We start from the raw sequence: 24707 nt of genomic DNA on the forward strand, positions 1-24707 counted from the left end.
CAAAACCCACCCACGACGGTAGAGCGGCCCGGTGCCCCCCTCCCCCCCCCCCCCCCCCCCCCCCCCCCCCCCCCCCCATCCCCCCCCCCCCCCCCCCCCCCCCCCCGGAGCCGGTCAGATGCCGCAGGTCAGCCCTTGCGGGACTTGATCTCCTCGGTCAGCTGCGGGACGACCTGGAAGAGGTCGCCGACCACGCCGTAGTCGACCAGGTCGAAGATCGGGGCCTCGGCGTCCTTGTTGATGGCCACGATGGTCTTCGAGGTCTGCATGCCCGCGCGGTGCTGGATCGCGCCGGAGATGCCGGAGGCGATGTAGAGCTGCGGGGAGACCGACTTGCCGGTCTGGCCGACCTGGTTGGAGTGCGGGTACCAGCCGGCGTCGACGGCGGCGCGGGAGGCGCCGACGGCGGCACCGAGGGAGTCGGCGAGCTCCTCGATGATCGAGAAGTTCTCGGCGCCGTTGACGCCACGGCCGCCGGAGACCACGATCGCGGCCTCGGTCAGCTCGGGGCGGCCGGTCGACTCGCGCGGGGTGCGGGAGACGACCTTGGTGCCGGTGGCCTTCTCGGAGAAGGAGACGGACAGGGCCTCGACGGCGCCCGCGGCCGGGGCGGCCTCGACGGGGGCCGAGTTCGGCTTGACCGTGATGACCGGCGTGCCCTTGGAGACGCGGGACTTGGTGGTGAAGGAGGCGGCGAACGCGGACTGCGTGGCCACCGGGCCCTCGTCGCCGGCCTCGAGGTCGACGGCGTCGGTGATGATGCCGGAGCCGATACGGACCGCGAGGCGGGCCGCGATCTCCTTGCCCTCGGCGGCGGACGGGACGAGCACGGCGGCCGGGGAGACGGCCTCGTACGCGGCCTGGAGCGCGTCCACCTTCGGTACGACGAGGTACTCGGCGAACTCGGGGGCGTCGGCGGTGAGGACCTTCACCGCGCCGTGCTCGGCGAGCGTGGCGGCGGTGGCCTCGGCGCCGGAGCCGAGGGCGACGGCGACCGGCTCGCCGATGCGGCGGGCGAGGGTCAGCAGCTCCAGCGTGGGCTTGCGGACGGCGCCGTCCACGTGGTCGACGTAGACGAGAACTTCAGCCATGGGACTTCAATCTCCTGCGATGCGAAGAGTCTGGGGGCGGTGAGTGGCTCGCGCGAGCCCTTAGATGAACTTCTGGCTCGCGAGGAACTCGGCCAGCTGCTTGCCGCCCTCGCCCTCGTCCTTGACGATCGTGCCGGCCGTGCGGGCCGGACGCTCCGCCGCCGAGTCGACCTTGGTCCAGGAGCCCTCGAGGCCGACCTCGTCGGCGTCGATGTCGAGGTCGTCGAGCTCCAGGGACTCCACCGGCTTCTTCTTGGCGGCCATGATGCCCTTGAAGGACGGGTAGCGGGCCTCGCCCGACTGGTCCGTCACGGACACGACGGCCGGCAGGGACGCCTCCAGCTGCTCGGACGCGGTGTCGCCGTCACGGCGGCCCTTGACGGTGCCGTCCTCCACGGAGACCTCGGAGAGCAGGGTGACCTGCGGGACGCCCAGGCGCTCGGCGAGGATCGCCGGCAGGACACCCATGGTGCCGTCGGTGGAGGCCATGCCGCAGATGACCAGGTCGTAACCGGTCTTCTCGACGGCCTTGGCGAGCACCAGCGAGGTGGCCATGACGTCGGAGCCGTGCAGGTCGTCGTCCTCGACGTGGACGGCCTTGTCGGCGCCCATGGACAGCGCCTTGCGCAGCGCGTCCTTGGCGTCCTCGGGGCCGACGGTCAGCACGGTGATCTCCGCGTCGTCCGCTTCCTCGGCGATCTGCAGCGCCTGCTCGACCGCGTACTCATCCAGCTCCGACAGCAGGCCGTCGACGTCGTCGCGGTCGACGGTCAGGTCATCGGCGAAGTGCCGGTCGCCGGTGGCGTCGGGCACGTACTTCACACAGACAACGATCCTCAAGCTCACGCCGGCTCTCCTACACATCGTCATAACTGGGCTGCCTTGTTGCACGCAGCATAGGCGCCTGATGGGACGGTTTCCGCTCGGGGCGGTGGACGCCCCTACCGAAATATTACTCGTCAGTACACCGATTGCTTTCCCGGTAAGCAAGCGCTTTGAACTGTGACCTTGCCAACGCTCCGTAACCGGGATCTCTCAGTCCCGCAGAGCGTTGAAGCGCCCTTCGTGGTACAGCAGCGGACGCCCCGCGCCGTCCGGGTCCCCGGCGACGACCTCGGCCACCACGAGACGGTGATCCCCGGCCGGGACACGGGCCACGACGCGGCACACCAGCCAGGCCAGCACGCCGTCGAGCAGCGGTACGCCCTCGGGTCCCGTACGCCAGCGCGTCGGCGCGCCGAAACGGTCGGCGCCGCTGCGCGCGAAGGTGGCCGCCAGCTCCCGCTGGTGCTCGCCCAGGACGTGGACGCCGATGTGCTCGGCCTCGGCGAGGACGGGCCAGCTGGAGGACGAGGTACCTACGCCGAACGAGATCATCGGCGGTTCGGCCGAGACCGAGGTGAGCGAGGTGGCGGTGAAGCCGACGGGCCTCTCCCCCTGGGCCGTGATCACCGCGACGCCCGCCGCGTGCCGCCGGAAGGCGGAGCGGAGCAGGTCGGGCGTGGCGGGCCGGTGTGCGACGCGCCGGGAGGCCGGGGCGGGGGCGGCGAGGTCGGGCGAGACCGTCATGGAGTGGTCCTTCTGCGGATGGCGCGGGGAGGGGGTCCGTGGCTGCTCAGACACCCGGACAGCGCGCGCTCGCGTTGCGGGCCAGGTCGACGTCGGCCCGCCCGTGGAGAAGGAGTTCCTGGGGCACGGCGCCAGCCTGACGATGGATGGCATGCACAGTCAAGGGCGTCCCGGGATGTGCGACGTGCGTCACGGCAGGTCGGGCCCGGGCGGCACGGTGCGCGTCACGGCAGGTCAGAGAACCTGCCCGAGCGCGCCGATCACATCGGCCTTACGGGGCTGTCCCGCCGCCTTGCGGACGATCCGGCCCTCTCCGTCGAGCACCAGCACGGTGGGGGTCCTGACGATCTCCAGCTCGCGCACGAGGGCGAGGTGCCGTTCGGCGTCGATCTCGACGTGGGCGACGCCGTCGATCATCCCCGCCACCTCGGCCAGGGTGCGCCGGGTCGCCCGGCACGGCTGGCAGAAGGCGCTGGAGAACTGCACGAGTGTCGCCCGCTCCCCCAGCTCCGCGCCCAGGTCGTCCCTACCCAGCGCTCTCCCGTGCACCCGCACCCCTGCCTCCCACCTCTCCCGTGACCGCTCGTCCTGTGTGGTGACGCCGGTGACGCCACTCACGGCAGCACGGCGGGGGGTCGAAGGATTCCCGACACGGGCATGAAACCCTGCCTGAGCGGACATGACGTGACGAGAATCTCGCTGTCCGGAGTCGTCAGGACTGGCCTGTACGGCGCACATGGTGCACGATCGGCCCAATGCCGGATACCTACGGCTGCGTAACTTCCGCCGGGAGAACCCTCCCCAGGCGCTGAAGAAGGGGTCTTCTCCAGATGGCAGAACTCGTCTATCGGCCGGTCATCGGCGCCGCTCTCACGATGTTCAAGGCGCTCGACCTGAAGATCGACACTCAGGGTTCGGAGAACATCCCCCGCACCGGCGGGGCCGTGCTGGTCAGCAACCACATCAGCTATCTGGACTTCATCTTCTCCGGGCTGGCGGCGCTGCCGCAGAATCGCCTGGTGCGGTTCATGGCCAAGGACTCGGTGTTCCGGCACCGGATCTCCGGGCCGCTGATGCGCGGGATGAAGCACATCCCGGTCGACCGCACACAGGGTGAGGCGGCCTACCGCCACGCCCTGGAGTCGCTGCGCGCGGGTGAGATCATCGGGGTCTTCCCCGAGGCGACCATCTCGCAGTCGTTCACGCTCAAGAGCTTCAAGTCGGGCGCGGCCCGCCTCGCCCAGGAGGCCGGCGTACCGCTGATCCCGATGGCCCTGTGGGGCACCCAGCGGCTGTGGACCAAGGGGCGGCCGCGCAACTTCAGGCGCAGCCACATCCCGGTCACGATCCGGGTGGGCGAGCCGGTGGAGGCGCCGGCCGACCAGTACGCGGGCGCGATCACCCGCCGGCTGCGCGAGCGGGTGCAGGAACTGCTCGAAGCGGCACAGCGCGCGTACCCGGTGCGCCCCAAGGACGCCGGCGACACCTGGTGGGTGCCCGCACACCTCGGGGGCACGGCGCCGACCCCGGCCGAGGTCCGCGAAGCGGGCTGAGGCGAGCCGGGGAGAGCGCCGCCCGGCTGGGAGCCACGGGTCCGACGAGAGCGCCGCGCGGCTGGTAGCTACAGCTCGGTGGGGAGCGTCCTGTCCAGGTGGGCCCGGTCCCGGGCCGCCTTCAGGGCGCCCAGGACCGCCGGATGCGGTGCCGCGTAGAGGACCGGGTGGTCCGCCTCACCGGCCTCGGGCCGCACGGTGAACGCCAGTCGCTCACGGTCCGCACCGAACTGCGCGTCGACACCCGGCTTGTTGCCGCGCGGGTCCTGTCGTACCCACCCCGCGCCCTCCGGCAGCCGCACCGCCACCAGTCCGTGCACCACCTCGAACCGCTGGTAGCACAGGGCGGCGGGGATGGATCGGGCGCGCAACAGCGCCACCAGCGCGTGGGCCTTGGCGTAACAGATCCCGGTGCGCTGCTCCAGCACGTCGGAGGCGCGCCAGGTGACGCGCGGATCGTCGGCGTCCATCGAGTGCGCGATCGTGTCGCGTACGAACTCGAAAGCGCCCTTGGCGTATGAGTATGCGTCGCCATGCTCGGCAGCGAGTCGGTTCACGACCTCGCGCACCTGCGGGTGCTGATGGTCGATGACCTCATCGGCGGCGAGATACGCCGATATCTGGGGCACGTGCTGGATCAGTTCCATGCCCGCCGACCATAGGGAAGCGGCCGACCGGAAGTCAATCACTTTCCGGTCGACCGCATACCTATACAGAAGCTGTCAGCGAGCCAGCTCTTCCTTCAGCGCCATGACGAACGCGTCGACGTCGTCCTCGGTGGTGTCGAAGGAGCACATCCAGCGCACGTCGCCGGCCGCCTCGTCCCAGAAGTAGAAGCGGAACCGCTCCTGCAGCCGCCGGGTCACCTCCTGCGGCAGCCGCGCGAACACCGCGTTCGCCTGCACGGGGTAGAGGATCTCCACTCCACCCACCGCCCGCACGCCCTCGGCGAGGCGCTGCGCCATCGCGTTGGCGTGCCGGGCGTTGCGCAGCCACAGGTCCTTGGCGAGCAGCGCCTCGAACTGCACCGACACGAAACGCATCTTGGACGCGAGCTGCATCGACATCTTGCGCAGGTGCTTCATCTGACGCACCGCGTCCGGGTTGAGCACGACGACGCACTCCCCCGCGAGCATGCCGTTCTTGGTCCCGCCGAACGAGAGGACGTCCACGCCGACCGCGTTGGTGAACGCCCGCATCGGTACGTTCAGCGAGGCGGCCGCGTTGGCTATCCGGGCGCCGTCGAGGTGCACCTTCATGCCCAGGCCGTGGGCGTGCTCGACGATGGCGCGGATCTCGTCCACCGTGTAGACGGTGCCCAGTTCGGTGTTCTGGGTGATCGACACGACCTGCGGCATGGCACGGTGCTCGTCGTCCCAGCCGAACGCCTGCCGGTCGATCAGCTCGGGTGTCAGCTTGCCGTCCGGGGTGGGGACGGTCAGCAGCTTCAGCCCGGCCATGCGCTCCGGCGCGCCGCCCTCGTCCACGTTGATGTGGGCGCTCTCGGCGCAGATGACCGCGCCCCAGCGGTCGGTGAGCGCCTGGAGGGCGGTGACGTTGGCCCCGGTGCCGTTGAACACCGGGTACGCCTCGGCGGTCGGGCCGAAGTGGCTGTGCATCACCCGCTGGAGGTGCTCGGTGTACACGTCCTCGCCGTAGGCCACCTGGTGGCCGCCGTTGGCGAGGGAGATGGCAGCGAGGATCTCGGGGTGGACGCCGGCGTAATTGTCACTGGCGAAACCCCGCACGGTGGGGTCGTGACGACGCCGGGCATCGGTCTTGGCGGCGGGGGTCACGGCTTGGGGGTCAGCCACAGGCGCTGTCCATTCACTTCCCGGGCGGGCTTGTCCCAGACGGCGGCGATCTCGTCGGCCAGATCCTTGACGTCCGTGAAGCCCGCGAACTTCGCGTTCGGGCGCTCGGCGCGCATGGCGTCGTGCACCAGAGCCTTCACGATCAAGATCGTAGCCGCGGCCTTCGGGCCGTCCTCACCGCCCGCCTTGCGGAAGGCGTCGCCCAGGGCGAGCGTCCACGCCTCGGCCGCTGCCTTGGAGGCGGCGTACGCGGCGTTGCCGGCGGTCGGCTTGCTGGCACCGGAGGCGCTCACCAGGACGTAACGGCCCCGGTCGCTGCGCAGCAGGCCGTCGTGGAAGGCGAGGGAGGTGTGCTGGACCGTCCGGATCAGCAGCTTCTCCAGGAGGGTCCAGTCGGCGAGGTCCGTCTCGGCGAAGGTGGCGCTGCCGCGCCAGCCGCCGACCAGGTGGACCAGGCCGTCGATCCGCCCGAACTCCTTCTCGGTCTTGTCGGCCCACTCCCGGGCGGCGCCCAGGTCGAGCAGGTCGACGGTGTCACCGATGACGGTCGCCCCGCCGTGGGCGTACCGGGCGGCGTCGACCGCCTCGGCGAGCCGCTGCGGGTCCGCGTCGGAGGCGACCACGGTCGCACCGGCCTCCGCGAGCCGCAGCAGGGCGGCGCGGCCGGCCGCACCCGCCGCTCCGGCCACCGCGACGACAGCGCCCTCGAGCGGGCCGCCGTTTCCGTTGCCCTTGCCGTTCATGGTCGTCGTCTCCTCCGTACGAGAGCTCACGCGGCAACCTTCTCGGTGGCCTTCTCGGCGGTGATGCCCTTGGTGGAGGCAATCACGTTCTTCAGCTTCTTGGAGAGGGCCTCATAGAACATGCTCAGCGGAAACTCGTCCGGAAGCACGTCGTCGACGAGCTTGCGCGGCGGCAGGCTCAGGTCGAGGGCGTCGGGGCCCTTGGCCCAGCGGGAGCCGGGGTGCGGGGCGAGGTAGGTGGAGACCAGGTCGTACGCGGCGAACCAGTGGACCAGCTTCGGACGGTCGATGCCGTCGCGGTAGAGCTGCTCGATCTCGCCGCAGAGCTGGTTGGTGACCTCGGGGGCCCGCTGCCAGTCGATCTTCAGTGTGTTGTCGGTCCAGCGCAGCACGTCGTGCTTGTGCAGGTACGCGAAGAGCAGCTGGCCGCCGAGGCCGTCGTAGTTCCGGTTGCGGTCGCCGGTCACCGGGAAGCGGAACATCCGGTCGAACAGCACCGCGTACTGGACGTCGCGGCCGTGCGGGTTGCCCTCGGCCTCCAGCTTCACGGCCTCCTTGAAGGCGGTGAGGTCGCAGCGCAGCTCCTCCAGGCCGTACATCCAGAACGGCTGACGCTGCTTGATCATGAAGGGGTCGAACGGCAGGTCGCCGTGGCTGTGGGTGCGGTCGTGGACCATGTCCCAGAGCACGAAGGCCTTCTCGCAGCGGCCCTGGTCGCCGAGCATCTCGCGGATGTCGTCGGGCAGGTCGAGGCCGAGGATGTCCACGGCCGCCTCGGTGACGCGGCGGAAGCGGGCCGCCTCGCGGTCGCAGAAGATGCCGCCCCAGCTGAAGCGCTCGGGGGCCTCGCGCACGGCGATGGTCTCGGGGAAGAGGACGGCCGAGTTGGTGTCGTACCCGGTGGTGAAGTCCTCGAAGGTGATGCCGCAGAAGAGCGGGTTGTCGTAGCGGGTGGCCTCCAGCTCGGCGAGCCACTCCGGCCAGACCATGCGCAGCACGACGGCTTCCAGGTTGCGGTCCGGGTTGCCGTTCTGCGTGTACATCGGGAACAGCACCAGGTGCTGGAGGCCGTCCATCCGGTTCGCGGCCGGCTGGAAGGCCAGCAGCGAGTCCAGGAAGTCCGGCACGGCGAAGCCGCTGTCGGCCCACTTGCGCAGGTCCGCGACGAGCGCACGGTGGTACGCGGCGTCGTGCGGGAGCAGCGGGGAGAGCTGCTCGACGGCGGCGATGACACGGTCGAGGGTGGCGTCGACGAGGGCACGGGAGGGCGCGCCCTCGGCCTCGAAGTCGATGGAACCGTCCGCCGACTGCCAGGGGCGGATCTCTTCCACGGCATTCTTGAGCTCGGGCCAGGCCGGGTGCTCGATCACCCTGGCGTCGGCGGACACGTCCCCGCCGGCAACATCCTGCACAAGAATTTCCGTCATCACACTTCCTCCACGGGAGAACCTCGCGTCAAGGCACCGTATCCATGGGTGGTTCTCCGCCACAAGGGGAGCAGGAAGAAAATATCCTGCCGACCCCCCATTGAAGCCGCTGTTTTTCCTGTCGTGAGCGAGCGATGCAGCGGCATCCACGGAGATGCGCCGTCGGTCGGGCGGCGGTACGGACGGCGCCGCCAGGGCACCGACGACGCGCCCACGCACGGGTGAAGAGGATCGCGGCACGCCGGGCGGGACCGGTAGGACGGACGGGTCCCTCGTTCCCCGTTCCGAGAGCCGTACGCCATGAGCATCCGAGCCGTTCTGGTCGCCGCCCTCCTGACCGGATTCCTCCTGGGCGTCGCCGTGCCCGGGGCGGAACACTCCGCTTCCCCGCGCGGGACGGGTTCCGTCCCGGGCTCGGATCGTTAGGCTGCGACGGTGCCGCGTGTGGCACGGCACCGCGCGGCAACCGCCGTCGACGGAAGCGAGAAGATCTTGAGTTTCCTCACCATCGGTCATCGCGGAGTCATGGGTGTCGAACCGGAGAACACCCTGCGGTCCTTCGTCCGCGCGGAGCACGCGGGCATGGACGTCATCGAACTGGACCTGCACCTGAGCAAGGACGGCGCGCTCGTCGTCATGCACGACGCCGAAGTGGACCGGACGACCGACGGCACCGGACCCATCGCCGACAAGACCCTCGCGGAGCTGAGGGAGCTCGACGCCGGGCTGGGCGAGCGGATCCCGGTGTTCGAAGAGGTCCTGGACGCCGTGCGGACACCGCTCCAGGCCGAGATCAAGGACGTGGCGGCCGCCCGGGCGCTGGCCGAGGTGCTGCACCGGCGCGATCTGGCCGACCGGGTGGAGGTGTCGTCGTTCCACGACGAGGCGGTCGCCGAGATCGCCCGGCTGGTGCCGGGGGTACGCACGGTCCTGATCGCCAGCCATTGGGGCGACGACATCGTGGCACGGGCCCGGGCCGTGGGCGCCGCGACACTGGCGCTGAACATCCGCCGCCTCACCCTGGAGACCACGGAGCGGGCCCGGGCGGCGGGGCTGGGAGTCATCGCCTGGGTGGTCAACACACCACAGCACCTGCGGCTCGTCCGCGCCCTGGAGCTCGACGGCGCGACCACCGACCACCCCGAGATCAGGCGTACGGGCCGCTTCACGGCCTGACGGCCGGCCCCGGCCGATCGCTCGCCCCGGCACCGGCCCGGAAAGCCCCTCCGGGCCGGAGCCCGCTCCGCCCCGTTCGTCAGAGGTGCAAGCCCCGTCCGTCACAGGTGTAACCGGAATGCGCTCGGGAACCCGCGACCTGGATCCAGTCAGGTCTTCTCGTACAGCGTGTCCCGGCCATTACCGGACACCGGAACGGACGCATATGAGCAGCGGTTTCATGGGTCCGGAGGGTTACGGCTCCGACCCGTTCAGCGAGTTTCTGGCCCGCTTCTTCGGGGGCGGGTCCGGATCGGCACCCGCGGGCGGGCGGCCCATCCCCCGGTACATCGACATTGGGCGCCTGATGAGCGAGCCCGCACGCCGGATGGTCGGCGACGCCGCCTCCTACGCGGCCGAACACGGCAGCACCGACCTGGAGACCGAACACCTGCTGCGGGCCGCCCTCGCCACCGAGCCCACACGTGACCTGATCGCCCGCGCGGGCGCGGATCCGGACGCCCTGGCCGAGGAGATCGACCGGACGGCGGGCGAGGGCCCCCCGCAGTCCCGGATCGCCGTCACGCCCGCCGTCAAGCGGGCGCTCCTCGACGCCCATGACCTGGCGCGGCACACGGGCGCCTCGTACATCGGTCCCGAGCACGTCCTCGCGGCGCTCGCCTCGAACCCGGATTCTGCGGCGGGGCGGATCCTGAACGCGGCCAAGTTCGACCCGGGCTCCGTGCAGGGCACCGGCGCCGCGCGCGGCGGGCCGGGCCCGTGGGTGGGCGACGCCGACCAGCGGCCGGCGCCCCAGCGCGGCACGCCGACGCTGGACAAGTACGGCCGGGACCTCACCGACATGGCCAAGGCGGGACGGATCGACCCGGTGATCGGCCGGGAGCTGGAGATCGAGCAGACCGTGGAGGTGCTGTCCCGGCGCGGCAAGAACAACCCCGTCCTGATCGGTGACGCCGGTGTCGGCAAGACGGCCATCGTCGAGGGCCTGGCCCAGCGCATCGCCGAGCACGACGTACCGGACACGCTGCGCGACCGCAGGGTCGTCGCGCTGGACCTCTCCGGAGTGGTCGCCGGCACCCGCTACCGGGGCGACTTCGAGGAGCGGCTGAACAACATCATCGAGGAGATCCGCACCCACTCCGGGGAGCTGATCGTCTTCATCGACGAGCTGCACACGGTCGTCGGCGCAGGCGCCGGCAGTGGCGGCGGCGACAGCGGCTCCATGGACGCGGGCAACATGCTCAAGCCCGCGCTGGCCCGCGGCGAGCTGCACGTCATCGGCGCGACGACGATGGAGGAGTACCGCCGCTACATCGAGAAGGACGCGGCGCTCGCCCGCCGGTTCCAGCCGATCCTGGTGCCGGAACCGAGCCCCGAGGACGCGCTGGAGATCCTGCGCGGCCTCCAGGACCGCTACGAGGCCCACCACCAGGTCCGCTACACCGACGAGGCGCTGCACGCCGCCGTCGAGCTGTCCGACCGGTACCTCACCGAACGGTTCCTGCCCGACAAGGCCATCGACCTGATCGACCAGGCGGGTGCCCGGGTGCGGCTGCGCACCCACGCGAACACCGACGTACGGGCGCTGGAACGGCAGGCGGAGCAGCTTGCCCGGGACAAGGACCAGGCGGTCGCCGCCGAACAGTACGAGCGGGCCATGGAGCTGCGCGACCGCATCCAGGAGGTCACCGGGCGGATCAAGGAAGGGCGCGTCGCCCAGCCGGCCGGTGACGGACCGTCCGTCGAGGTCACGGCCGAGGACATCGCCGAGGTGGTCAGCAGGCAGACCGGCATCCCCGTCAGCAGCCTCACCCAGGAGGAGAAGGAGCGCCTGCTGGGGCTGGAGGGGCATCTGCGGCAGCGGGTCATCGGGCAGGACGAGGCCGTCCAGGCCGTGTCCGAAGCGGTGCTGCGCTCCCGCGCGGGCCTCGCCGACCCACGGCGCCCGATCGGCAGTTTCCTCTTCCTCGGCCCCACCGGGGTGGGCAAGACGGAGCTGGCCCGGGCGCTCGCGGACGCGCTGTTCGGCAGCGACGAGCGGATGGTGCGCCTGGACATGAGCGAGTTCCAGGAGCGGCACACCGTCAGCCGGCTGGTCGGTGCCCCTCCCGGGTACGTGGGGCACGAGGAGGCCGGGCAGCTCACCGAGGCGGTGCGCCGTCACCCGTACTCGCTGCTCCTGCTGGACGAGGTGGAGAAGGCCCACCCGGACGTCTTCAACATCCTGCTGCAGGTGCTGGACGACGGGCGGCTGACCGACTCGCAGGGCCGCACGGTGGACTTCAAGAACACGGTCATCGTGATGACCAGCAACCTCGGCTCCGAGGCGATCGGCACCGGCCGCGGCATGCTCGGTTTCGGTTCGGCGGAGAGCGGGGCGGAGGGCGAGGCGATGCGGGAGCGGGCGCTGCGGCCGCTGCGTGAGCACTTCCGTCCCGAGTTCCTCAACCGGATCGACGAGATCGTCCTCTTCCGCCGCCTCGACGAGGACCAGTTGCGCCGGATCACCGATCTGCTGCTGGAGGAGACCCGGCGCCGGATGCGCGCGCAGGACGTCACGGTCGAGTTCGACCCGGAGGCCGTCGACTGGATCGCGCGGCGCGGCCACCAGCCCGAGTACGGGGCGCGTCCCCTGCGGCGCACGATCCAGCGGGAGGTGGACAACCGGATGTCCCGGCTCCTGCTGGACGGACGGCTTCCGGCGGGCGCGCGGGTGCGGGTGACCGTCGGGGACGGTCAGTTGGCGTTCCACACCGAGGAACCGCGGGAGCCGGGCGACTCCGGAACGCCGCGGGAGCGTCCCGCCGGGTCGGGGTCGCTGGGCAAGCCGGGGGCCATGGACCGGCCGCCCGGCACGCGGGGTGAGCCGGGTCCGTCCCTGGGCGACGCGGGCGGCCCCGCGCCCGCCGCCTAGGCGGCCGGGCCCTGGGCGAGGTCCTTCACCAGGAGTTCGAACCGGAGGTCGTCGCGCCGCGGCAGGCCGAACCGCTCGTCGCCGTACGGGAACGGGGTCATCCGTCCCGTACGGCGGTAGCCCCGCCGCTCGTACCAGGCGATCAGCTCGTCCCGGACCGAGATCACCGTCATGTGCATCTCGCGCGCGCCCCACTCGGCGGCGGCGAGCCGCTCCGCCTCCGCGATGACGCGCCTGCCCAGGCCCCCGCCCTGGAGGCCGGGGCGTACGGCGAACATGCCGAAGTACGCGGCTTCACCGCGGTGTTCCAGCTGGCAGCAGGCGATCAGGTCGCCGTCGCGCTCGACGACGAGGAGGCGCGAGCCGGGCGTGGCGATGACCTCGCGGACGCCCTCGGGATCCGTGCGCTGCCCCTCCAGGATGTCCGCCTCGGTCGTCCAGCCGGCCCGGCTCGAGTCGCCCCGGTACGCCGACTCGACGAGCTCGACGAGTGCGGGGACGTCGGCGTCGGTGGCGTCGCGGTAGGTCAGTTCGTCCGCGGCCCTGGGCGGTGCGGTGTCCATGGCTCTCCCTCACGGCTGTCGATCCCGCTGTGCAGGGTAACGCGCCCTGTTCGCGCTCCTCCTGTACGCCCCTGCGCTCGCGTGCGGCCTCGCCGGCCCGGGCATCGTCCCAGGAGGCGCGCCGTCGAGGGGGAGGTACGTCGTGCACGGACCCGCGATGTCCGGCTGGCTGCTGGTGGCCCTGTGCGTGGGGGCGGGTGCCTACTGCCTGGCGCGCACGAGGAGCTGTACGGGCCCCGAGCGCCGGGCGGCGCTGGACGAGGCGCTGATGGGTTTCGGGATGGCCGCGATGGCGGTGCCCGCGGCTGTGGTGGCGCCGCCGGAGTGGGCGTGGGCGGTGTACGCGGTGGTGTTCGGTGCCGCGTCGCTGCGCGCGCTGTGGTCGGCCAGGGGCGGCGCGGGTCACCATCTGCACCACCTGGTGGGGTCACTGTCCATGGTGTACATGGCGGTGGCGATGGCGGGGAGCGGCGCGGGGGCACACGGGGCACACGGGGCGCACGGGGCGGCCGGCGGGATGCCGCTGGTGACGGGGGCGCTGCTCGCCTACTACACCGTCTATGTGCTGGCGACGGGCCGGCGCCTGGTGCCGGTGGGGCCGGCCGGGCCCGTGGCCGGTGCGGCCGGTCCGCCCGGCCGTGGCCGGCCGTGGTCCGAGATCGCACTCGCCTGCCGGGTGTCGATGGGCCTGGCCATGCTGGCGATGCTGGTGGCCCTGTGACGGCCATGTCCGACGGCTTCGGAAATCCGCGGCACCCGCGCTTCGGATTCCGTGGTGTGCGTCACTTGACGTCCCAGCCCATACCGGTGGGTAGTCCGCCGCTCATATGGTGACTGCATGCTGGTCTCCCTCGCGCTGCTCGGGCTCGGCCTTCTCACCGCCGTGGCGGCTCCGCGCCTGCTGGCGCGGGTCGACTGGCCGGAGCGCGAGCCGGTCGTGGCGCTGTGGGTGTGGCAGTGCGTGGTGGCGGCGGTGCTGCTGTGTTTCGCGCTGTCGATGACGTTCAGCGCGGCGGCCGCCTGGCAGGCGGTCCGGGGCCATGTGTTCGCACCGGCTCCGCGCGCGGTGGTCGAGGCGTACGAACTGGGCGCCCACCGGCCGTGGTCGGCCGTTCTCGCGGTGCTGCTGGCGTGCGGCGGGCTGTGGACCGGCGCGATGCTCACCCGGGAGGTGCGCCGGGCAAGGGCCCGGCACCGGCGGAGGCGTGCCGAACTCCTCGTACAGTCACCGCTGTTGCCGGGTGAGGAGCCCGGCGCGGAGCCGCTGGTGCTGCTGGAGGGCGAGCGGCCGGACGCCTGGTGGCTGCCCGGCTCGGTGCCACGGCTCGTCGTCACCACGGCCGCGCTGCGTCGCCTGAAGGGTCATCAGCTCGACGCGGTGCTCGCCCATGAGCAGGGGCACGCGCGGGCGCGGCACGACTGGCTGCTGCACTGTTCGACGGCGCTGGCCACGGGCTTCCCGCAGATCCCGGTCTTCGCCGCGTTCCGGGACGAGATGCACCGGCTGGTGGAACTGGCCGCGGACGATGTGGCGTCGAAGCGGTACGGGCGGCTCACGATCGCCCTCGCGCTGGTGGAACTGAACGAGCACCGTGGGGTCTTCGGTCCGTGCCCCACGCCGGACGCCCAGCTACCGCACCGGGTCAACCGCCTGCTGACCGCCGAGCCCCGCCTCACGGCCGGGCGGCGCCTGCGGCTGACGGCCGCCGCCGCCCTGGTACCGGTGGTGCCGCTCCTGGTGGCGTTCGTGCCGGCCCTGGGAACGCTCCGGTAGCCAGAGGTACGCGGCGGGCGCCGCCCGTTCCGGACCCCTGGGCGCTCCGGCCGGTTCAGGGGGCCGGGGCAGGGCGCGCGACTGGCCGGATCCGGTGCCGGGGGCCGGTCACGCGGGGATACCCGGGCGAAGGTCGGGGAGGATCACCCCATGCACTCCCCCACACATTCCCGTTCCGCCTCGGCCGTCGCCCTGTGGACGGGCGCCCTCTCGGCCGTACTGCTGGCCCTCGTCTCCGCCGAGTGGGGACCGCTGGTCTCGTTCGACCGGGCGGTGGCGGACGGGATGCACGACTCCGCCGTCCGCAGTCCGGCCTTCACCGACACCAACCGGATCCTCAGCGACTGGGTGTGGGATCCGTGGGCGATGCGGGCGGTGGTCGTGGCCGGGGTGGTGTGGCTGTGGTGGCGCGGGGAGCGGCTCCTGGCCGTGTGGGCGGGGGCGGTGAGCGCGCTCGGCTCGGCCGTGCAGCAGCTGCTCAAGGCGGCGGTGGGCCGGGAGCGTCCGCGGTGGTCGGACCCGGTGGACTGGGCGCACTACGCGGCGTTCCCGTCGGGCCACGCGATGACGGCGGCGGTCACCTGCGGGCTGCTGCTGTGGCTGCTGGCCCGGTTCGGCGCGGGACCGCGGGTGAGGGCCGCCGCCCTGCTCCTCAGTGTCGTTTCCGTGGTGGGCGTGGGGCTGACCCGGCTGTACCTGGGCGTGCACTGGACGTCGGACGTGGTGGCCGGCTGGCTGCTGGGTGCGTGCCTCGTGGCCGTCGCCGTCCTGACGTACGAGCGGACGGCCGCGCGGAAGGAGTCGGCCGAAGAGTCACGGAGGGGTCTGATGCGCCAGGGCTGATCAGCGCCCACGCTACGGAACACCACGTCCGGAATCCGGACAGTCGGGCCTTGCCCGCACGTCAGTACGTGTCCGCCGGACCGGACGATCCCCCGCGTCGCCCGGTCCGGCCGGCACACCTCTGAGTATATTGGCTGTGAGCCAGTCAACGCAGGAGTTAAAGCATGTCCCCGCGCAGCGCATCGGTCAATGAAGAGCTGCGGCGGCGGTCGCGGGAGCGGCTGCTGCAGGCGACGGTGGAGCTGGTCGCCGAACGGGGGTACGAGGCGACGACGCTCGCCGACATCGCGGACCGGGCCGGGTCGGCGCGCGGACTGGTGTCGTACTACTTCCCGGGCAAGCGGCAGCTCCTCCAGTCGGCGGTGCACCGGCTGATGCACCGGACCCTGGAGTCGGCGCTGGAGCGCGAGCCGCGCAGCGAGGACGGACGGGAGCGGCTGGCGCGGGCCATCGACGCGATCCTGGGACTCGCGGTGGAGCAGCCTCTGCTGATGCGCACGCACATGGCCGGGATCCTCCAGGCGGAGGGGTTCGTCCAGGGTCCGGAGCAGCAGCGGCTGGCGTCCCTGCTGCGGGACACGGTGGACCGGTACGGGTCGCGGGACGTGGAGGCCGACTATCCGCTGCTGCGGGCGCTGCTGATGGGTGCCGTCTTCGCCGTGCTGCTGCCGGGGGCGCCGATGGCGCCGGCGCGGCTGCGTGCGGAGTTGTTCCAGCGGTACGGGCTGGACTGGGAGCTCGGCGTGCCGCCGGACGGGGAGCCGTCCGGCGCCACATCCGTCGCGCCGGGTCAGTCGTCGAAGTCGGCGAAATCGTCGAAGTAGTCCGGCTGCGTCTGCACGTTCAGCTCGTGCATCCGCACCCGCTTCGCCGGGTCGGTGCGACGGTCGTCGAGCCTGAGCACGTCGAAGCCCTTGACCATGTCGTTCGAGTAGATGTGGCCGTTGTAGTAGTACGCCGACCAGGAGCCGCCGCCGACCAGCTTCTCGGTGCTGAGCGGGCCGCGCTCGAAGTGGGCGATCTCCTCGGGCCTCGCGGAGTCCGTGAAGTCCCACACCGAGACGCCGCCCTGGTACCAGGCCTGGACCATGAGGTCCCTGCCCTTGACCGGGATGATCGAGCCGTTGTGCGCGACGCAGTTCTCGGTGTCCGCCTGGTGGCGGTCGATCTTGTAGTAGCTGCGGAAGACGAGCTTGCGCTTGTCGCCTTTGCCGACGATGTCGTAGATGCCGTCGGCACCGCGGTGGGGTCCGGTGGCCTCGTTGCAGGTGGCGGCGCCCCCGCCGCCCAGCTCGTCGGTGAAGACGACCTTGTTCGCCTTCTGGTTGAAGGTCGCGGAGTGCCAGAACGCGAAGTTGACGTTGTCCTGCACCTGGTCGATGACCTTCGGGTTCTCCGGGTCCTCGATGGAGAACAGGATGCCGTCGCCCAGGCAGGCGCCGGCCGCCAGGTCCTTGGACGGCAGCACGGTGATGTCGTGGCAGCCGGTGGTCTTGGAGACGCCGGGGTTGGTGGGCGCGCCCGGGTTGCCACCGCCGTCGGGGCCTTCGCCCGGGAAGAGCACGGGGAAGTTCACGATGGCGGCCTTTTCGGGCGCCTTGCGCGGCACCTTGATGACCGAGATGCCGTCGTGCGGCGGCCGGCAGTCGGGAAAGGCGGTGTTGGGCGAGTACGAGGAGACGTAGACGTAGACGTTCCTGCGCTCCGGCACGAGGGTGTGCGTGTGCGATCCGCAGGCGGTCTCGACGGCGGCGACGTACTTGGGGTTCCGCTTGTCGCTGATGTCGAAGATCTTCATGCCCTCCCAGGAGGACTTCTCCGTCGCGGGCTGCGTGGTGCTGTTGCAGGAGTTGTCGCTGCGAGAGGAGTCGGTGGAGAGGAAGAGGAGGTTGCCGGAGACGGATATGTCGTTCTGCGAGCCGGGGCAGAGGACCTGGGCGACGGTCTTCGGTGCTGCGGGGTTGCTGATGTCGAAGATCCGGAAGCCGTCGTAGTTGCCCGCGAAGGCGTACCTGCCCTGGAAGGCCAGGTCCGAGTTGATGCCGGGGAACGCTTCGCGCGGGACGTTGGCGAGGTGGGTGATGTTGTCGCTGTGGACGATCTCGTCCACACCGGGTATGTCGCCGGACCGGATCGCCGCGCGGGCTTCGGCCTGTTCCTGCGAGGAGACCGTGCCCTGTGGGGCGGGAGCGTCTCCGGGGTCGGGTACGGCGGCCGCGGGGCCGGCCGTGAGGAGTGCCGCGAGGAGCCCGGCCGCGGCGGTGGCCACGCCCAGACGTCTGCGTCGCACGTGAGTGGTGCGCAACGGGGTCACTGCGTCGTCCTCCCTTGTCTCCGTTCGGAGTTGAACGGGTCTCGGACCCCGGCAGTATCTTCCTTTGCATGCTCATCTCAATAGATGGCTACAGAGACTTAATGAAGGTGCTCGAGCGCAGCGGCGGTCCCAGCCAATCCACGTGCCTCTGGAGGTCTTCGTGTTCAAGCGCAGCGCTAGCGTCGCGGCAGCGGCCGTCCTGACCCTCGTACTCACCCTGTCGGCATGCGAGCCGAACCCCTCGGATGCGGGGACCGAACCGCAGACCAAGGCGGACGGCGGGACCGGCGGACCGGCGGTGGTGGCACCCGGGAAGCCGGGCGAGCCCGCGAGGACCCTGTCGCCGGAGGAGGCGCGCCGGGCGGTGCCGCCGGACACGCCGAACTCGGCGGACTTCACCTACGCGCAGATGATGATCGTCCACCACGGCCAGGCGCTGGAGATGACCGCGCTGGCGGCACAACACGCGACGTCCACGCAGGTGAAGCGGGTCGCCGCGCGCATCGCGGCGGCACAGCGGCCGGAGATCGGCGCGATGCAGGGATGGCTGGAAAACAACGGTGGACCCCGGCCCCACACGGGCCATGACCACGGCGCGATGCCCGGTATGGCCACCGAGGCCCAGTTGGAGCAGTTGCGGGGCGCGCGCGGCGCCGCGTTCGACGAACTGTTCCTGAAGCTGATGATCACGCACCATCAGGGGGCGGTCACCATGGCCGGCGAGGTGCTCTCGGAGGGGAACAACGTCCAGGTGGAGGAGATGGCCACCGACGTGGTCGCCCAGCAGACGGCCGAGATCAGCCGCATGCGCTCCATGTGACCGTGACCCGCTCACCGGGCGGTGACCCCTGGCCGGGCACCACCCGGTGGCCGTACGGCACACCGGCCGTTAAGATCATCATTTACGGCAGAAAAGCATGATCCTGCATATTTCGGCCCTATGGATAACGGGCTCCACGCCTTTGTCGCGGCACGCGCACGCGATGCCCCGTCAGCGCATGTCCGCGCGCACACCTCCCGCAGTCGGCGCGGCGGTGCGATGCTGGGAGTCCCTGCGGGAAGGAGCGCAACCGTGCTTCGTGTCGCCGTCGTCGGTTCCGGACCCAGCGGGGTCTACACCGCCCAGTCACTCGTCGAGCAGACCGCGGTGCCGGATGTGCGCGTGCACGTCCTGGACCGGCTGCCGTGCCCGTACGGGCTGGTGCGCTACGGGGTCGCCCCGGACCACGAGAAGATCAAGTCCCTGCAGAACAACCTGCGCACGGTGCTGGAGCACGAGCGGGTCGGGTTCGTCGGCAACGTCGAGGTCGGGACGCACGGGCTGACGCCCCAGCGGCTGCTGGAGCTGTACCACGCGGTCGTCTACTGCGTGGGCGCGGCACGGGACCGCCGCCTGGGCGTACCCGGCGAGGACCTGCCCGGAAGCTGCTCGGCGACCGATTTCGTCTCCTGGTACAGCGCCCACCCGGACGCCGCCGCGGACGGTTTCGTCCTGGGCGCCCGGTCGGCGGTGGTCATCGGTGTCGGCAACGTCGCCGTCGACGTCGCCCGCATCCTGGCGCGCGGGCCCGAGGAGCTGCATCCCACCGACGTACCGGAGACGGCGCTGGGCGCGCTGGCCGCGAGCCGGGTCCGGGAGGTGCACATGGTGGGCCGACGGGGACCGTCGCAGGCCAAGTTCACCACCAAGGAGCTGCGCGAACTGGGTGCGATGCCGCAGGCGCGGGTCGAGGTGGAGCCAGCGGACCTGGCGCTCGACCCGGCGTACGCCGATCCGGCCGGCCTTCCGGCGGTCAACCGGCGGAACGTGGAGGTGGTGCGCGCCTGGGCGGACGCGACCGGCTGGGAGCCACGCGAACGGGTCATCCGGGTGCGGTTCTTCCTGCGGCCGGTGGAGGTGCTGGAGCGGGGCGGCCGGGCGGCCGGAGTCCGTTTCGAGCGCACCGTTCCGGACGGTGCGGGCGGTGTGCGCGGGACGGGGGCGTACGAGGACATCGAGGCCGAGCTGGTGCTGCGGGCGGTCGGCTACCGCGGGGTGCCGCTGGAGGGCCTGCCGTTCGACGCGTCGCGCGGGACGGTGCCCCACGCGGCGGGGCGGGTGCTGCGTGACGGGGTGCCGTCGGCGGGCGAGTACGTCGCGGGCTGGATCAAGCGCGGCCCGACCGGCGTGATCGGCACCAACCGGCCGTGCGCCAAGGAGACGGCGGGCTCCCTCCTGGCGGACGCCCCGGCGCTGGCGCGGCGCGCGGTGGCGGACGACCCGCTCGCCACCTTGCGGACGTGGGGCCACCGGCCGGTGGAGTGGCCCGGCTGGCTGTCCATCGAACAGGCGGAGGCGGCTCTCGGGCGCACCCTGGGCCGTGGCTCGGTCAAGATCCCCGACTGGCAGGGCCTGCTCGCCGCCGCCGGCCAGGACTGACGCGGACCGGCGTCACACGGGGCCGAGGCGGGCGGCCTGGTTCTCGGCGGCGGCCAGGACGGTCTCCAGGAGGCCCGGGAAGAGCGCGTCCAGGTCGTCGTGGCGCAGGCCGTTCATCTTCGCCGTGCCGCGGTAGGTCTGGCGGATGACGCCGCTCTCGCGCAGGACGCGGAAGTGGTGCGTGGTGGTCGACTTGGTGACCGGCAGCTCGATGTACGAGCAGGCCACCTCCGTACCGGCGGCTGCCAGTTCCCGGACGACGCGCAGCCGCATGGGGTCGGCGAGCGCGTGGAGCACGTCTTCGAGGCGGATCTCCTCGCGCGCGGGGTGCGCGAGCTCGCGCGGGCTGGTCGCGGTGGTCACGGCTGCTCCAGATTCGTCGGGTGCCTCCATTGTACGAGAACCCTCGTAGTTTGACAGACGCCGTACTACGATGGTTATCGTACGAGCCGTAACCGGCCCCGCCCTGAATGGAGTCCGCCGTGAGCGCACTGTTCGAGCCCCGCACCCTGCGGTCGCTGACCATCCCCAACCGTGTCTGGATGGCGCCGATGTGCCAGTACAGCGCCGAGGCCTTCGGGCCGAACGCGGGTGTGGCGAACGACTGGCACTTCGCCCACTACGCGGCCCGCGCCGCCGGCGGCACCGGCCTGATCCTCCTGGAGGCGACCGCGGTGGCCCCCGAGGGCCGCATCAGCCCGTACGACCTCGGCATCTGGAACGACACACAGGTCGAGGCGCTGCGGCGGATCGTCGGCTTCCTCAAGAGCCAGGGCACCGTCCCCGGCATCCAGATCGGCCACGCCGGACGCAAGGCCTCCACCGACCAGCCCTGGAGGGGCGGCGCCCCCGTGGGCGCGGACGCGCACGGCTGGCAGCCGGTCGCCCCGAGCCCGGTGCCCTTCGACGACGGCCACGCGGTGCCGGACGAGCTGAGCCGGGAGCGGATCCGGGACGTCGCCGGGCTGTTCGCGGCGGCCGCCCGGCGCGCCCTGGACGCGGGTTTCGAGGTCGTCGAGATCCATGGGGCGCACGGTTACCTGATCGGCGAGTTCCTCTCCCCGCACAGCAACCACCGCACCGACGAGTACGGCGGCTCCTTCGAGAACCGCACGCGCTTCGCCCTGGAGGTCGTCGACGCGGTGCGCCGGGTGTGGCCCGAGGAGCTGCCGCTGTTCTTCCGGATCTCCGCCACCGACTGGCTGGAGGGCACGGCGGGCTGGACGGCCGACGACACGGTCCGGTTCGCCGCCCTGCTCAAGGAGCACGGCGTCGACCTGCTCGACGTGTCGACCGGCGGCAACGCGCCGCGCGTCCACATCCCCGTCGGCCCGGGCTACCAGGTGCCGTTCGCGGCGCGGGTGAAGGAGGAGACCGGGCTGCCGGTCGCCGCCGTCGGGCTGATCACCGAGGCGGAGCAGGCCGAGAAGATCGTCGCGAACGGTGAGGCGGACGCGGTGCTGCTGGGCCGCGAGCTGCTGCGCAACCCGTCCTGGGCACGGCACGCCGCCCGTGAGCTCGGCGGTGACGTACACGTGCCGGACCAGTACCACCGCTCGGTCTGACCTGGGGAAACGCCGTCTTCCGGGCCACTGTCGGTGGGTGGGTGCAGACTGGCCCGTATCCGCGACATAGGCGTCCAGGAGGTGTCGGTGATGACCGACGTACTACTGACCGTAGGCACCCGCAAGGGGCTGTTCATCGGCCGCAGGCGTGGCGGCCGGTGGGAGTTCGAGGGCCCGCACTTCAACGCGCAGGCCGTGTACGCGATCGGCATCGACATGCGCCGGACCACACCCCGGCTGCTGGTCGGCGGGGACAGCTCGCACTGGGGTCCCTCGGTGTTCCACTCCGACGACCTGGGGGCGACGTGGACGGAGCCGGTGCAGCCGGCCGTCAAGTTCCCCAAGGACACCGGGGCTTCGCTGGAGCGGGTGTGGCAGCTCCACCCGGCCGGGCCGGCCGCGCCCGGTGTGGTGTACGCGGGCACCGAGCCCGCCGCGCTGTTCCGGTCCGAGGACGGCGGGGAGACGTTCGAGCTCGTCCGGCCGCTGTGGGAGCACCCGACCCGGTCGCAATGGGTGCCGGGCGGGGGCGGTGAAGGGCTGCACACGGTCGTCACGGACCCGAGGGACCCGGACGCCGTGACGGTCGCCGTGTCGACGGCCGGGGTGTTCCGCACCCGGGACGGCGGCGAGAGCTGGTCACCGTCCAACCAGGGCGTGTCCGCCGTCTTTCTGCCGGACCCGAACCCCGTCTTCGGACAGTGCGTGCACAAGATCGCCCAGGACGCGGGCGACCCCGATCGGCTGTACCTGCAGAACCACTGGGGGGTGTACCGCAGCGACGACGCGGGCGCCAAGTGGACCGACATCGGCGCGGGGCTGCCCTCGGACTTCGGCTTCGCGGCCGTGGCGCATCCCCACCGCGCCGATGTGGCGTACGTCTTCCCCATCACGGCCGACTCCGACCGGGTCCCGGCCGAGCGGCGGTGCCGCGTCTACCGGACGAGTGACGCAGGCGGTAGCTGGGAGGCCCTGTCGGCCGGTCTGCCGGAGGGCGACCACTACGGCACGGTGCTGCGCGACGCGATGTGCACCGACGACGCGGATCCGGCCGGTGTCTACTTCGGCAACCGCAACGGCGAGTTGTACGCGAGCGCCGACGAGGGCGACAGCTGGCAGCTCCTGGCGTCGCACCTGCCGGACGTGCTGTGCGTACGGGCGGCGGTGATCGGCTGAGGGGGCCTAAGGCGTCCGGGAACCGCCCTTGCGCAGGAAGCGGCGCAGCCGCGTCAGAGGCCAGGCGTTGATGACGTCGTCCTTCGTGAGCCATCCGCGCTGTGCGGTTCCCACCCCGTAACGCATGTACGGCAGGTGCGTGACGGAGTGGGCGTCGGAGTTCACCGCGAACTTCACTCCGTACCGCTTGGCGCGCAGGATGTCCTCGTCGCGCAGGTCGAGCCGTTCCGGATGGGCGTTGATCTCCAGCGCGGTGCCCGTTCTGGCGCAGGCTTCGAAGACCTCGTCGAAGTCGGCGTCCAGCCCGGGGCGTTTGCCGATCCGGCGGGTGGTGGGGTGGCCGATGACGGCGACGTACGGGTTCTCGCAGGCCCGGACGAGCCGGCGCGTCAGGGCCTGCCTGCTCTGGTTGAAGTGCGAGTGGACGGAGGCCACGCACAGGTCGAACTCCGCCAGGAAGCCGGGAGGCCAGTCGACCTCGCCGTCGGGGTCGATGTTCAGCTCCGTGCCGTGCAGCAGGCGCATCCCCCCGTGTTTGCGGTCCAGTTCCCGCACGCGCTCTCGCTGCGCGAGCATCTTCTCGTCGGTCATGCGCTGCATGTACAGGTTGGGGGCGTGGTCGGTGATCGCGTAGTAGGCGTAACCGCGCGCGGCCGCGGCGGCGACCATGTCCTCCAGCGGGGCCAGGCCGTCCGTGAGGTCGGTGTGGGTGTGCAGGTCGCCCCTGATGTCCGCCTCCTGGATCAGGTCGGGAACCTCGTCCCGAAGCCCTGCCGCGATTTCGCCCCGGTCCTCGCGCAGCGGGGGCGGGATCCAGGGCAGGCCCAGCCTGGCGTAGATCTCCTCCTCGGTCTCGGAGGTGATCATGTCGCCGCTCTCGGCGTCGAAGAGTCCGTACTCGGAGAGTTTGAGCTTGTGGCGCACGGCGATCTCACGGGTGCGGATGTTGTGCGCCTTGGAGCCGGTGAAGTACTGCAGTCCCGCTCCCCAGGAGGCGGGCGGCAGGACCCGCAGATCCACCTGGAGGCCCTTGGTGGTGCGGATCGATGTCTTCTTCTCGCCGTGCGCGATGACTTCGGCGGTGTGCGGGAGGGCGCCGAGGGCCGCCATGAACGGCGCCGACTTCTCCGCCGCGACGAGGATGTCGATGTCCCCGATGGTCTCCTTCATGCGGCGCAGCGACCCGGCGTAGGCGCACCGCGCGCAGCCGGGCAGGGCGGACAGTTCGGCGACGATCTGTTCGGCGACGTCCATGGCGGCGCTGATGAGGATCCGGCCCTCGCCTGCCTTCTGCATCAGCGCGATGCCGTGGAGGATGTTCTTTTCGGTCTTCTCGCCGAAGCCCTTCAGGTCACGGAGCCGCTCCTGGTGGATGGCGTCGAGCAACTGGTCGACGGAGGTGATGCCCAGTTCCTCATGGAGCACCATGGCCTTCTTGGGCCCGAGCGTGGGGATGGTGATCAGCTCCCGGACCCCGGCGGGGATCGACGCCCTGGTCTCCTCGATCGTGGAGACCTGGCCGGAGTGGAGGTACTCGACGACCTTGTCCGCGATCGACTTGCCGACATTGGGGATGTCCCTGAGGCCCCTGGCGTCCAGCTTGGCGACGTCGGCGTGGTGGCCACCGATGGCACGGGCCGCCTTTTCGTACGCGCGCGCCTTGAAGGCGTCGCCTCCGGTGATGGCGATGAGGTCGGCGTACTCCTGGAGCAGCGCTTCGACCTCTTCGTTGGTTCGGGGCATACCTCCAGGGTGCTCCGGCGCGG

The 24707-nt window shown here is 71.4% G+C and carries 23 protein-coding genes; 11 read left to right on the plus strand and 12 right to left on the minus strand.

Annotated features, from left to right (window positions below):
- Positions 1 to 128: 128 nt before the first annotated feature.
- The 4 genes from ACZ6C1_RS32020 to ACZ6C1_RS32035 form a co-directional block, all read right to left on the minus strand.
- Positions 129 to 1091 carry an electron transfer flavoprotein subunit alpha/FixB family protein gene (locus ACZ6C1_RS32020; protein ID WP_469245764.1) on the minus strand — a complete coding sequence of 321 codons (963 nt, stop codon included), beginning with the start codon at positions 1089 to 1091 and terminating at the stop codon, positions 129 to 131.
- 60 nt (positions 1092 to 1151) lie between these two features.
- Complete coding sequence (locus ACZ6C1_RS32025; protein WP_189552074.1) at positions 1152 to 1937, minus strand: electron transfer flavoprotein subunit beta/FixA family protein; 786 nt, start codon at positions 1935 to 1937, stop codon at positions 1152 to 1154.
- Positions 1938 to 2126: 189 nt separating this feature from the next.
- Positions 2127 to 2660 (minus strand): flavin reductase family protein, encoded by a 534-nt coding sequence (locus tag ACZ6C1_RS32030; RefSeq protein WP_469245766.1) that lies wholly within the window; start codon positions 2658 to 2660, stop codon positions 2127 to 2129.
- A 234-nt stretch (positions 2661 to 2894) separates the two neighbouring features.
- Positions 2895 to 3215 carry a TlpA family protein disulfide reductase gene (locus ACZ6C1_RS32035; protein ID WP_469245929.1) on the minus strand — a complete coding sequence of 107 codons (321 nt, stop codon included), beginning with the start codon at positions 3213 to 3215 and terminating at the stop codon, positions 2895 to 2897.
- Between the two features lie 275 nt (positions 3216 to 3490).
- On the opposite strand from ACZ6C1_RS32035, the gene ACZ6C1_RS32040 reads away from it, so the two are divergent.
- Entirely contained in the window at positions 3491 to 4213 is a 723-nt protein-coding gene (locus ACZ6C1_RS32040; protein ID WP_469245768.1) for a lysophospholipid acyltransferase family protein, read from the plus strand.
- A gap of 68 nt (positions 4214 to 4281) precedes the next feature.
- On the opposite strand, the gene ACZ6C1_RS32045 is transcribed toward ACZ6C1_RS32040, so the two are convergent.
- The 4 genes from ACZ6C1_RS32045 to ACZ6C1_RS32060 all read right to left on the minus strand — a co-directional run bounded on the left by ACZ6C1_RS32045 (position 4282) and on the right by ACZ6C1_RS32060 (position 8197).
- Complete coding sequence (locus tag ACZ6C1_RS32045) at positions 4282 to 4860, minus strand: transglutaminase-like domain-containing protein (protein WP_469245770.1); 579 nt, start codon at positions 4858 to 4860, stop codon at positions 4282 to 4284.
- A gap of 75 nt (positions 4861 to 4935) precedes the next feature.
- The gene (locus ACZ6C1_RS32050) at positions 4936 to 6027 is read right to left on the minus strand and encodes a threonine aldolase family protein (RefSeq protein ID WP_469245772.1); all 1092 of its coding nucleotides are present in this window, start codon (positions 6025 to 6027) and stop codon (positions 4936 to 4938) included.
- Positions 6006 to 6770, minus strand: coding sequence for an SDR family NAD(P)-dependent oxidoreductase (locus ACZ6C1_RS32055; RefSeq protein WP_469245932.1), 765 nt, complete (start codon positions 6768 to 6770; stop codon positions 6006 to 6008). Before ACZ6C1_RS32055 ends, ACZ6C1_RS32050 begins: the two co-directional genes overlap by 22 nt.
- Positions 6771 to 6796: 26 nt before the next feature.
- Entirely contained in the window at positions 6797 to 8197 is a 1401-nt protein-coding gene (locus ACZ6C1_RS32060; RefSeq protein ID WP_469245774.1) for a DUF6421 family protein, read from the minus strand.
- A 492-nt stretch (positions 8198 to 8689) separates the two neighbouring features.
- Here ACZ6C1_RS32060 and ACZ6C1_RS32065 point away from each other — a divergent pair, with 492 nt between their 5' ends.
- Together ACZ6C1_RS32065 and ACZ6C1_RS32070 are read left to right on the plus strand one after the other, a co-directional pair.
- Positions 8690 to 9373 carry a glycerophosphodiester phosphodiesterase gene (locus ACZ6C1_RS32065; RefSeq protein WP_469245935.1) on the plus strand — a complete coding sequence of 228 codons (684 nt, stop codon included), beginning with the start codon at positions 8690 to 8692 and terminating at the stop codon, positions 9371 to 9373.
- Between the two features lie 205 nt (positions 9374 to 9578).
- A complete protein-coding gene (locus ACZ6C1_RS32070) occupies positions 9579 to 12287 on the plus strand; it encodes an ATP-dependent Clp protease ATP-binding subunit (RefSeq protein ID WP_469245776.1) in 2709 nt (902 codons plus the stop codon).
- On the opposite strand, the gene ACZ6C1_RS32075 is transcribed toward ACZ6C1_RS32070, so the two are convergent.
- On the minus strand, positions 12284 to 12850 hold the full coding sequence (locus ACZ6C1_RS32075) for a GNAT family N-acetyltransferase (RefSeq protein WP_469245778.1): 567 nt from the start codon (positions 12848 to 12850) through the stop codon (positions 12284 to 12286). The genes ACZ6C1_RS32070 and ACZ6C1_RS32075 overlap by 4 nt on opposite strands.
- 142 nt (positions 12851 to 12992) lie before the next feature.
- On the opposite strand from ACZ6C1_RS32075, the gene ACZ6C1_RS32080 reads away from it, so the two are divergent.
- From ACZ6C1_RS32080 to ACZ6C1_RS32095, 4 genes are all read left to right on the plus strand, one after another.
- Positions 12993 to 13571, plus strand: coding sequence for a DUF5134 domain-containing protein (locus ACZ6C1_RS32080; RefSeq protein WP_469245780.1), 579 nt, complete (start codon positions 12993 to 12995; stop codon positions 13569 to 13571).
- Positions 13572 to 13688: 117 nt separating this feature from the next.
- Positions 13689 to 14624 (plus strand): M56 family metallopeptidase, encoded by a 936-nt coding sequence (locus ACZ6C1_RS32085; protein WP_469245782.1) that lies wholly within the window; start codon positions 13689 to 13691, stop codon positions 14622 to 14624.
- A gap of 150 nt (positions 14625 to 14774) precedes the next feature.
- Complete coding sequence (locus tag ACZ6C1_RS32090) at positions 14775 to 15467, plus strand: phosphatase PAP2 family protein (protein WP_469245784.1); 693 nt, start codon at positions 14775 to 14777, stop codon at positions 15465 to 15467.
- A 164-nt stretch (positions 15468 to 15631) separates the two neighbouring features.
- Complete coding sequence (locus tag ACZ6C1_RS32095; protein ID WP_469245786.1) at positions 15632 to 16291, plus strand: TetR/AcrR family transcriptional regulator; 660 nt, start codon at positions 15632 to 15634, stop codon at positions 16289 to 16291.
- On the opposite strand, the gene ACZ6C1_RS32100 is transcribed toward ACZ6C1_RS32095, so the two are convergent.
- Positions 16258 to 17781: an LVIVD repeat-containing protein gene (locus tag ACZ6C1_RS32100; protein WP_469245788.1), complete on the minus strand. Its 1524-nt coding sequence runs from the start codon at positions 17779 to 17781 to the stop codon at positions 16258 to 16260. The two genes, ACZ6C1_RS32095 and ACZ6C1_RS32100, sit on opposite strands and share 34 nt — an antisense overlap.
- A 160-nt stretch (positions 17782 to 17941) precedes the next feature.
- Between ACZ6C1_RS32100 and ACZ6C1_RS32105 the strand changes: the two genes are divergently transcribed.
- On the plus strand, positions 17942 to 18601 hold the full coding sequence (locus ACZ6C1_RS32105; protein ID WP_469245790.1) for a DUF305 domain-containing protein: 660 nt from the start codon (positions 17942 to 17944) through the stop codon (positions 18599 to 18601).
- A 252-nt stretch (positions 18602 to 18853) separates the two neighbouring features.
- Entirely contained in the window at positions 18854 to 20200 is a 1347-nt protein-coding gene (locus ACZ6C1_RS32110) for an FAD-dependent oxidoreductase (RefSeq protein WP_469245792.1), read from the plus strand.
- Between the two features lie 12 nt (positions 20201 to 20212).
- On the opposite strand, the gene ACZ6C1_RS32115 is transcribed toward ACZ6C1_RS32110, so the two are convergent.
- On the minus strand, positions 20213 to 20563 hold the full coding sequence (locus tag ACZ6C1_RS32115) for an ArsR/SmtB family transcription factor (protein WP_469245794.1): 351 nt from the start codon (positions 20561 to 20563) through the stop codon (positions 20213 to 20215).
- Positions 20564 to 20682: 119 nt separating this feature from the next.
- Between ACZ6C1_RS32115 and ACZ6C1_RS32120 the strand changes: the two genes are divergently transcribed.
- Together ACZ6C1_RS32120 and ACZ6C1_RS32125 are read left to right on the plus strand one after the other, a co-directional pair.
- Positions 20683 to 21765, plus strand: coding sequence for an NADH:flavin oxidoreductase/NADH oxidase (locus ACZ6C1_RS32120; RefSeq protein ID WP_469245796.1), 1083 nt, complete (start codon positions 20683 to 20685; stop codon positions 21763 to 21765).
- A 90-nt stretch (positions 21766 to 21855) separates the two neighbouring features.
- Positions 21856 to 22941, plus strand: a complete 1086-nt coding sequence (locus tag ACZ6C1_RS32125) for a WD40/YVTN/BNR-like repeat-containing protein (RefSeq protein ID WP_469245798.1) — start codon at positions 21856 to 21858, stop codon at positions 22939 to 22941.
- A gap of 6 nt (positions 22942 to 22947) precedes the next feature.
- Here ACZ6C1_RS32125 and polX read toward each other — a convergent pair whose 3' ends face one another.
- Positions 22948 to 24684 (minus strand): DNA polymerase/3'-5' exonuclease PolX, encoded by a 1737-nt coding sequence (gene polX, locus ACZ6C1_RS32130; RefSeq protein ID WP_469245800.1) that lies wholly within the window; start codon positions 24682 to 24684, stop codon positions 22948 to 22950.
- Between the last annotated feature and the right edge of the window lie 23 nt (positions 24685 to 24707).

The organism is Streptomyces sp. NPDC041796, assembly GCF_055590785.1.

What these genes read in the sequence shown, in the direction of transcription:
- ACZ6C1_RS32020 (WP_469245764.1), bottom strand. Translation starts at nt 1,091, where the DNA reads ATGGCTGAAGTTCTCGTCTACGTCGACCACGTGGACGGCGCCGTCCGC.
- ACZ6C1_RS32030 (WP_469245766.1), bottom strand. Translation starts at nt 2,660, where the DNA reads ATGACGGTCTCGCCCGACCTCGCCGCCCCCGCCCCGGCCTCCCGGCGC.
- ACZ6C1_RS32040 (WP_469245768.1), top strand. Translation starts at nt 3,491, where the DNA reads ATGGCAGAACTCGTCTATCGGCCGGTCATCGGCGCCGCTCTCACGATG.
- ACZ6C1_RS32045 (WP_469245770.1), bottom strand. Translation starts at nt 4,860, where the DNA reads ATGGAACTGATCCAGCACGTGCCCCAGATATCGGCGTATCTCGCCGCC.
- ACZ6C1_RS32055 (WP_469245932.1), bottom strand. Translation starts at nt 6,770, where the DNA reads ATGAACGGCAAGGGCAACGGAAACGGCGGCCCGCTCGAGGGCGCTGTC.
- ACZ6C1_RS32060 (WP_469245774.1), bottom strand. Translation starts at nt 8,197, where the DNA reads ATGACGGAAATTCTTGTGCAGGATGTTGCCGGCGGGGACGTGTCCGCC.
- ACZ6C1_RS32070 (WP_469245776.1), top strand. Translation starts at nt 9,579, where the DNA reads ATGAGCAGCGGTTTCATGGGTCCGGAGGGTTACGGCTCCGACCCGTTC.
- ACZ6C1_RS32075 (WP_469245778.1), bottom strand. Translation starts at nt 12,850, where the DNA reads ATGGACACCGCACCGCCCAGGGCCGCGGACGAACTGACCTACCGCGAC.
- ACZ6C1_RS32085 (WP_469245782.1), top strand. Translation starts at nt 13,689, where the DNA reads ATGCTGGTCTCCCTCGCGCTGCTCGGGCTCGGCCTTCTCACCGCCGTG.
- ACZ6C1_RS32090 (WP_469245784.1), top strand. Translation starts at nt 14,775, where the DNA reads ATGCACTCCCCCACACATTCCCGTTCCGCCTCGGCCGTCGCCCTGTGG.
- ACZ6C1_RS32095 (WP_469245786.1), top strand. Translation starts at nt 15,632, where the DNA reads ATGTCCCCGCGCAGCGCATCGGTCAATGAAGAGCTGCGGCGGCGGTCG.
- ACZ6C1_RS32125 (WP_469245798.1), top strand. Translation starts at nt 21,856, where the DNA reads ATGACCGACGTACTACTGACCGTAGGCACCCGCAAGGGGCTGTTCATC.
- polX (WP_469245800.1), bottom strand. Translation starts at nt 24,684, where the DNA reads ATGCCCCGAACCAACGAAGAGGTCGAAGCGCTGCTCCAGGAGTACGCC.